The sequence below is a fragment of the Pseudomonas sp. GM55 genome, from assembly GCF_000282395.1.
Lineage (GTDB): Bacteria > Pseudomonadota > Gammaproteobacteria > Pseudomonadales > Pseudomonadaceae > Aquipseudomonas > Aquipseudomonas fluorescens_CC.
This window is the reverse complement of the sequence record NZ_AKJJ01000121.1, coordinates 1-5969: the sequence shown is the minus strand read 5'-3', so window position 1 is coordinate 5969 and position 5969 is coordinate 1. Positions and strand designations below refer to the sequence as shown.

Here is a 5969-nt window from a genome sequence, read left to right as displayed (position 1 = left end):
CTCAAGTGCGCCGCGTTTATCCGGTTTACAGCGTTATCGTTAACGACCATCGCTGGCAAGCCAGCTCCTACAGGGGACCGCGTCCGAGTCGAAATGATGTGAACTCCAAAGCCGTGAAAGAACCAGAAAAAAGGCCACCACAACCCGACGTTGTGGTGGCCCGAGGGTGACTCATTATAGTGGCCCGCACGCGCAGGCCAATGGATCAGTGAGCGCCGGCAGCCTTGTTCAGGTCGCTTTCGGCCCATTCGGTGTACACGCAGGCGTCCGCCGTGGCCCAGCGCACCCTGACCGGATCACCGGACTTGAGCGGCATGCCGGCAGCGGACAGTGCCTTGACCGTCATCGAGGTGCCGCCAGCGGTGACCACGCTGCAGGTCTGGCTTTCGCCGAGAAACAGCACTTCCACGACCTTGGCCGAGACTTCGTTCCAGCCGCCGGCCAGCGGTTCGGCAATGGCTTGTTCATTGCTCAGGGCCAGGGCTTTTTCCGGACGCACCATCAGCAGCACGTCCTGATTGGTTTGCAGGCCAGCCGTGAGCCGGATCGACAGCGCCTGGCCTTCGAAGGTCGCTACGGCATTACCCTGGGCCTTGAGCTTGAGGAAGTTCGAGTTGCCGAGGAACGACGCGACAAAGGCGTTCGGCGGGTTCTGGTAAAGGTCATAGCCGCTGCCGAGGCCAACGATCTTGCCGTGGCTGAAAATCGCGATGCGCTGGGACAGGCGCATGGCTTCTTCCTGATCGTGGGTCACGTAGACGATAGTGATGCCCAGGCGCCGGTGCAGCTGACGCAGTTCATCCTGCAAGTCTTCGCGCAGTTTTTTGTCGAGTGCTCCCAGCGGTTCGTCCATCAGCAGGATGCGTGGCTCATAGACCAGGGCCCGGGCAATGGCGACGCGTTGCTGCTGGCCACCGGACAGTTGCGAAGGGCGGCGGTGGGCGAATTGCTCCAGTTGCACCAGTTTCAGCATCGCGTCGACGCGCTTGTCACGTTCGGCGGCGGCAAGTTTGCGGATGGCCAGCGGGAAGGCGATGTTGTCGCGCACCGACAGATGCGGGAACAGCGAGTAGCGCTGGAACACCATGCCGATGTCGCGCTTGTGTGGCGGCACATTGACCAGCGACTGGCCGCTGACCAGAATCTCGCCGCTGCTCGGGGTTTCGAAGCCGGCGAGCATCGACAGGGTCGTGCTTTTACCCGAGCCGCTGGAGCCGAGGAAGGTGAGGAATTCACCGTCCTTGATGTCCAGCGAGATGTTGTCCACGGCGGCAAAGTCGCCGTAGTGCTTGTTCAGGTTACGCAGGCTGACCAGGGGCTTGTCATTTTGCTGCGCGGAATCTTTGATCACTGCACTCATGTCGTACTCCTGGGCGCTCAGGCGCTGATTTCGTTGCGCCGGCGCAGAGCGGCGGCGATCACCATGACCAAGACCGAGAGACCGATCAGCAGCGTCGAGGCGACGGCGATCACGGGCGTCAGGTCCTGGCGCAGGGTGGTCCACATTTTCACGGGAAGGGTTTGCAGGGTCGGGCTGGCCATCATCACGCTCAGCACCACTTCATCCCACGAGACGAGGAAGGCGAAGAGGGCGCCGGCCACCATGCCCGGACGGATCGCCGGGAAGGTCACCTTGAACACCGCTTGCAGGCGCGAGGCGCCGCAGATCACCGCCGCATCCTCGATCGACTGATCGAACAGCTTCAGCGAGTTGATGATCGAGATGATGGTGAACGGCAACGCGACGATGACGTGGCTGACCACGAACGCGAACATGGTCCCGGTGTAGCCCAGTTTCAGGAACAGCGCGTACACCGCCACGGCGATGATCACCAGGGGCACGATCATCGGCAGGGTGAACAGGCCGTAGAGCATTTCCCGGCCGGGGAAGCGGCCGCGAACCAGGGCGAACGCAGTCGGTAGACCCAAGGCAACGGCGAAGAATGTCGTCAGCACCGCGACCTTGAGGCTGGCCATCGCCGCGTTCATCCAGTCGGCATTGGAGAAGAACTGGCCGTACCATTTCAGCGTCCAGCCCGGAGGCGGGAACACCAGCCATTGTGACGAGCCGAACGACAGCAGCACGATGAACACGATCGGCAGCAGCAGGAACAGACCGATCAGCCCGGTGGTGGCGTACAGGCCGAAGCGCATGCGCCGGCTCATGGCATTGGGAGTCAGGAGCATGACGGCTTACCTCGCGTTGCTGGCGCCAACCGGGGATTCCGGCTGAAGCTTCAGGTAGAAGTAGAACAGCACCAGCGTGATCACGATCAGCAACGCGGCGCCGGCGCTGGCCAGGCCCCAGTTGAGGAACGACTGCACCTGCTGAATGATGAACTCGGGGAGCATCATGTTCTGCGCGCCACCCAGCAAGGCCGGGGTCACGTAGTAACCGAGAGACATCACGAACACCATCAGGCCGCCGGAGAACAGCCCCGGCCGGCACAGCGGCAGGAACACCCGGAAGAAGTTGGTCCAGGGGCTGGCGCCGCAGATGGAACCCGCCTGCAGGATCATCGGGTCGATGGCCTGCATGGTCGCCTGCAACGGCAGCACGATGAACGGGATCATGATGTAGCTCATGCCGATCACCACGCCGGTGAGGTTGTGCACCATCTCCAGCGGTTGATCGATGATGCCCAGCGCCATCAGCGCCTTGTTGATCACCCCGGAGGCTTGCAGCAACACCAGCCAGGAGTAGGTGCGGGCAAGCAGGCTGGTCCACATCGACAGCAGCACGATGTTCAGGATCCAGCGCCCCCAGCCGCGAGGCACCAGGGTGATCGCCCAGGCCAGCGGGAAGCCCAGCAACAGGCTGAACAAGGTCACCAGGCCGGCCACCGAGAAGGTGTTGAGCAGTACCCGCGCATAGGCCGAGTTGGCGAACAGTTGCTCGTAGTTGCCCAGGCCCGGCACCGGCTCCAGCACGCCGCGCAACAGCAGGCCAATCAGTGGCGCCAGGAAGAACAGGCCGAGAAACAGCAGCGCCGGGACCAGGTTACTGGCGCCACGCCAACGCTGTTTCAGCGACGGCGAGGGTTGCCTGGCAACGGTCTGGTCGGGTGCCGAACCGGCAGCGCCAGTGGCGCTCCCGGTGGCTGTGGATGGATGAGGCGCGGTTGCCGTCATTTTCATTTGACCAGCCATTCGTTCCACCGTGTCGCGATGGCCGGACCGTTCTTGGCCCAGTACGCGAAATCAAGAGTGATCTGATCCTTTGCGTAAGCGGTCGGCAGGTTAGGGGCCAGCACCGAATCCAGGCGCTGCACGCTGTCGACATTGACCGGGGCGTAGGCGGTCAGGTTGGAGAAGTCCGCCTGGCCCTTGGCACTGCTGGCGTTGGCCAGGAACTTCATCGCCGCGTCCTTGTTTTTCGAACCCTTGGGAATGACCAGGATGTCGGCCATGACCAGGTTCTGCTTCCAGCTTACGCCGACTGGGGCGCCGTCTTCCTGCAGGGCGTGGATCCGGCCGTTCCAGAACTGGCCCATGCTCGCTTCACCGGAGGCCAGCAGCTGCTGCGACTGCGCGCCGCCACCCCACCAGACGATGTCTTTCTTGATGCTGTCGAGCTTCTTGAACGCGCGGTCCAGGTCCAGCGGGTAGAGCTTGTCGGCCGGCACGCCATCGGCCAGCAGCGCCAGTTCGAGCACGCCTGGGCTTGGCCATTTGTAGAGGGCGCGTTTGCCGGGGTAGGTCTTGGTGTCGAACAGGGCGGACCAGTCCTGAGGTTTGCTGGCGCCGAGCTTGCCTTCGTTGTAGCCGAGGACGAAGGAGAAGAAGAACGAGCCGACGCCGTGATCGGAGACAAAACGCGGGTCGATCTTGTCACGTTCGATGACTTTGAAATCGAGGGGTTCGAGCAAGCCTTCGGAGGCGGCGCGCAGGGCGAAGTCGGCTTCGACGTCGACCACGTCCCACTGCACGTTGCCGCTTTCGACCATGGCCTTGAGTTTGCCGTAGTCGGTCGGGCCATCCTGCACAACGGTGATGCCGCTGGCCTTGCTGAACGGATCGGCCCAGGCCTGCTTTTGCGCATCCTGGGTGCTGCCGCCCCAACTCACGAAGTTGACGCTTTCAGCCGCCAGCAATGCCTGGCTGGTCACACTCAGCAGTCCCGCAAAAAGAACCGCGGTCGCACGTTTGTTCAACACCATTTTCACGCCCTCATTGTTGTGTTTATGAGCGGGGCTTTTGAGTGCCCGCCTATCGGGAGCAGTAGGTCCGTCGAGTCAGTTCTGACTGTCCGGTCTATGGAATATCATATTATGGTATTCCAAACTTTGTGCAAGCACTTTGCCGTACCGGCTATCAGCCAAAAACGGTTTTTCAGGAATGTGAATTGCCCTTTGTAGGAGCTGGCTCGCCAGCGATGGACCCAAATGCACCGCATTGATCCAGGCAACGCGCGTTATCGTTGACGACCATCGCTGGCAAGCCAGCTCCTACAGTGGGTCGATCATTCGATGAACGGAATACTCTCCACCACTTCCAGGTCGTACCCGGTCAAGCCCGCATATTTCAGTGGCGGCCCAAGGTGGCGCAGCTTGCCCACGCCAAGGTTTTGCAGGATCTGCGCACCGGTACCCACCTCCGAGTAGATCCGCGACTGCGAACGGTTGAACTGCCGGGGCGGCTGGGTCAATTGCGGCACACGTTCCAGTAACGCTTGCGAGGATTCGTGATTGGCCAGTACCACCACCACGCCGTGGCCTTCAGTGGCGACACGCTGCAAGGCCGCCCACAGGGTCCAGTTGCTCGGCCCGCTGTACTCGGCACCGACCAGGTCGCGCAACGGATCGATCACGTGCACGCGCACCAGCGTCGGCTCATCGCGGCGCAGATCGCCCATGACCATGGCCATGTGGACACCGCCTTCGATGAGATCCTCAAAGGTGATCAGACGAAAGGTGCCATGCACGGTTGGCAGGTCACGTTCACCGATGCGCACGATGGTGTGTTCGGTGCTGAGACGGTAGTGGATCAGGTCGGCGATGGTGCCGATCCTGATCCCGTGCTTGCGCGCAAACACTTCCAGGTCGGGGCGGCGGGCCATGGTGCCGTCGTCGTTCATCACTTCGACGATCACCGAAGCCGGCGTGAAGCCGGCCAGGCGGGCCAGGTCGCAACCGGCCTCGGTATGACCGGCGCGGGTCAGCACGCCGCCTTCCCGGGCACGCAACGGGAAGATATGGCCGGGTTGCACGATGTCGGCAGGGCCGGCGTTGGCGGCGACGGCGGCGGCTATGGTGCACGCACGATCTGCAGCGGAGATACCGGTGGTCACGCCGACGGCGGCTTCGATGGACACGGTGAATGCGGTGCTGAACACACTGCCATTGCTCGGCACCATCTGCTCCAGGCCCAGGCGTTTGCAGTGTTCGTCGGTCAAGGTCAGGCAGATCAGGCCTCGGGCTTCACGGGCCATGAAGCTGATTGCCTCGGGGGTGCAGCAATCGGCGGCCAGCAACAGGTCGCCTTCGTTTTCCCGGTCTTCATCGTCGACCAGCAGGACCATTTTGCCGAGGCGGTAATCTTCGATGATTTCTTCGATGCTGTTGAAGGCCATGCTGGAGTCTCGGTATTTGTTGGATAGGTAATGTGGTATACCATAATACAAAATAAACCGAGAGGTCACTATGAAGGCGTACTGGATTGCTCATGTGGATGTCACCGATCCCGATCAATACAGCCAATACACTCAGCGGGCGCCGAAGGCGTTTGCCTTGTATGGCGGTCGGATTTTGGCGCGGGGTGGGCGTAGTGAGGCGATGGAGGGTCGGTCTGTGCCGCAACGCAGTGTGGTGATTGAGTTTGATTCCTATGAGCAGGCGGTGGCTTGCTATCACTCGGCGTTGTATCAGGAGGCTAGGGGGTATCGTGAAGGGGTGGCTTTGGCTGAGGTGATTATTGTTGAGGGTGTGGAATCGCTCTGAATGGCGACTGAGTACATATCCGTTTCTTCG

General features: G+C 61.6%; 6 protein-coding genes. 1 reads left to right on the top strand and 5 read right to left on the bottom strand.

Translation table 11 applies throughout. From position 1 onward, the window contains the following. Window positions 1-205: 205 nt before the first annotated feature. The 5 genes from PMI31_RS25245 to ribBA all read right to left on the bottom strand — a co-directional run bounded on the left by PMI31_RS25245 (window position 206) and on the right by ribBA (window position 5572). Window positions 206-1360 (bottom strand): ABC transporter ATP-binding protein, encoded by a 1155-nt coding sequence (locus tag PMI31_RS25245; RefSeq protein ID WP_008022160.1) that lies wholly within the window; start codon window positions 1358-1360, stop codon window positions 206-208. Window positions 1361-1377: 17 nt separating this feature from the next. Next, window positions 1378-2187: an ABC transporter permease gene (locus PMI31_RS25240; protein WP_007976227.1), complete on the bottom strand. Its 810-nt coding sequence runs from the start codon at window positions 2185-2187 to the stop codon at window positions 1378-1380. A 6-nt stretch (window positions 2188-2193) separates the two neighbouring features. Beyond that, window positions 2194-3138: an ABC transporter permease gene (locus tag PMI31_RS25235; RefSeq protein WP_008022158.1), complete on the bottom strand. Its 945-nt coding sequence runs from the start codon at window positions 3136-3138 to the stop codon at window positions 2194-2196. After that, a complete protein-coding gene (locus PMI31_RS25230) occupies window positions 3135-4160 on the bottom strand; it encodes an ABC transporter substrate-binding protein (protein WP_008022157.1) in 1026 nt (341 codons plus the stop codon). Before PMI31_RS25230 ends, PMI31_RS25235 begins: the two co-directional genes overlap by 4 nt. Before the next feature lie 302 nt (window positions 4161-4462). After that, window positions 4463-5572, bottom strand: coding sequence for a bifunctional 3,4-dihydroxy-2-butanone-4-phosphate synthase/GTP cyclohydrolase II (gene ribBA / locus PMI31_RS25225; RefSeq protein WP_008022155.1), 1110 nt, complete (start codon window positions 5570-5572; stop codon window positions 4463-4465). A gap of 70 nt (window positions 5573-5642) precedes the next feature. Between ribBA and PMI31_RS25220 the strand changes: the two genes are divergently transcribed. Continuing rightward, window positions 5643-5939, top strand: a complete 297-nt coding sequence (locus tag PMI31_RS25220; protein WP_008022154.1) for a DUF1330 domain-containing protein — start codon at window positions 5643-5645, stop codon at window positions 5937-5939. Window positions 5940-5969 lie beyond the last annotated feature (30 nt).

Bases quoted from the DNA above. Each gene is read 5' to 3' on its own strand.
- PMI31_RS25230 (WP_008022157.1), bottom strand. From the start codon at position 4,160: ATGGTGTTGAACAAACGTGCGACCGCGGTTCTTTTTGCGGGACTGCTG.
- PMI31_RS25220 (WP_008022154.1), top strand. From the start codon at position 5,643: ATGAAGGCGTACTGGATTGCTCATGTGGATGTCACCGATCCCGATCAA.
- PMI31_RS25240 (WP_007976227.1), bottom strand. From the start codon at position 2,187: ATGCTCCTGACTCCCAATGCCATGAGCCGGCGCATGCGCTTCGGCCTG.
- ribBA (WP_008022155.1), bottom strand. From the start codon at position 5,572: ATGGCCTTCAACAGCATCGAAGAAATCATCGAAGATTACCGCCTCGGC.
- PMI31_RS25235 (WP_008022158.1), bottom strand. From the start codon at position 3,138: ATGAAAATGACGGCAACCGCGCCTCATCCATCCACAGCCACCGGGAGC.
- PMI31_RS25245 (WP_008022160.1), bottom strand. From the start codon at position 1,360: ATGAGTGCAGTGATCAAAGATTCCGCGCAGCAAAATGACAAGCCCCTG.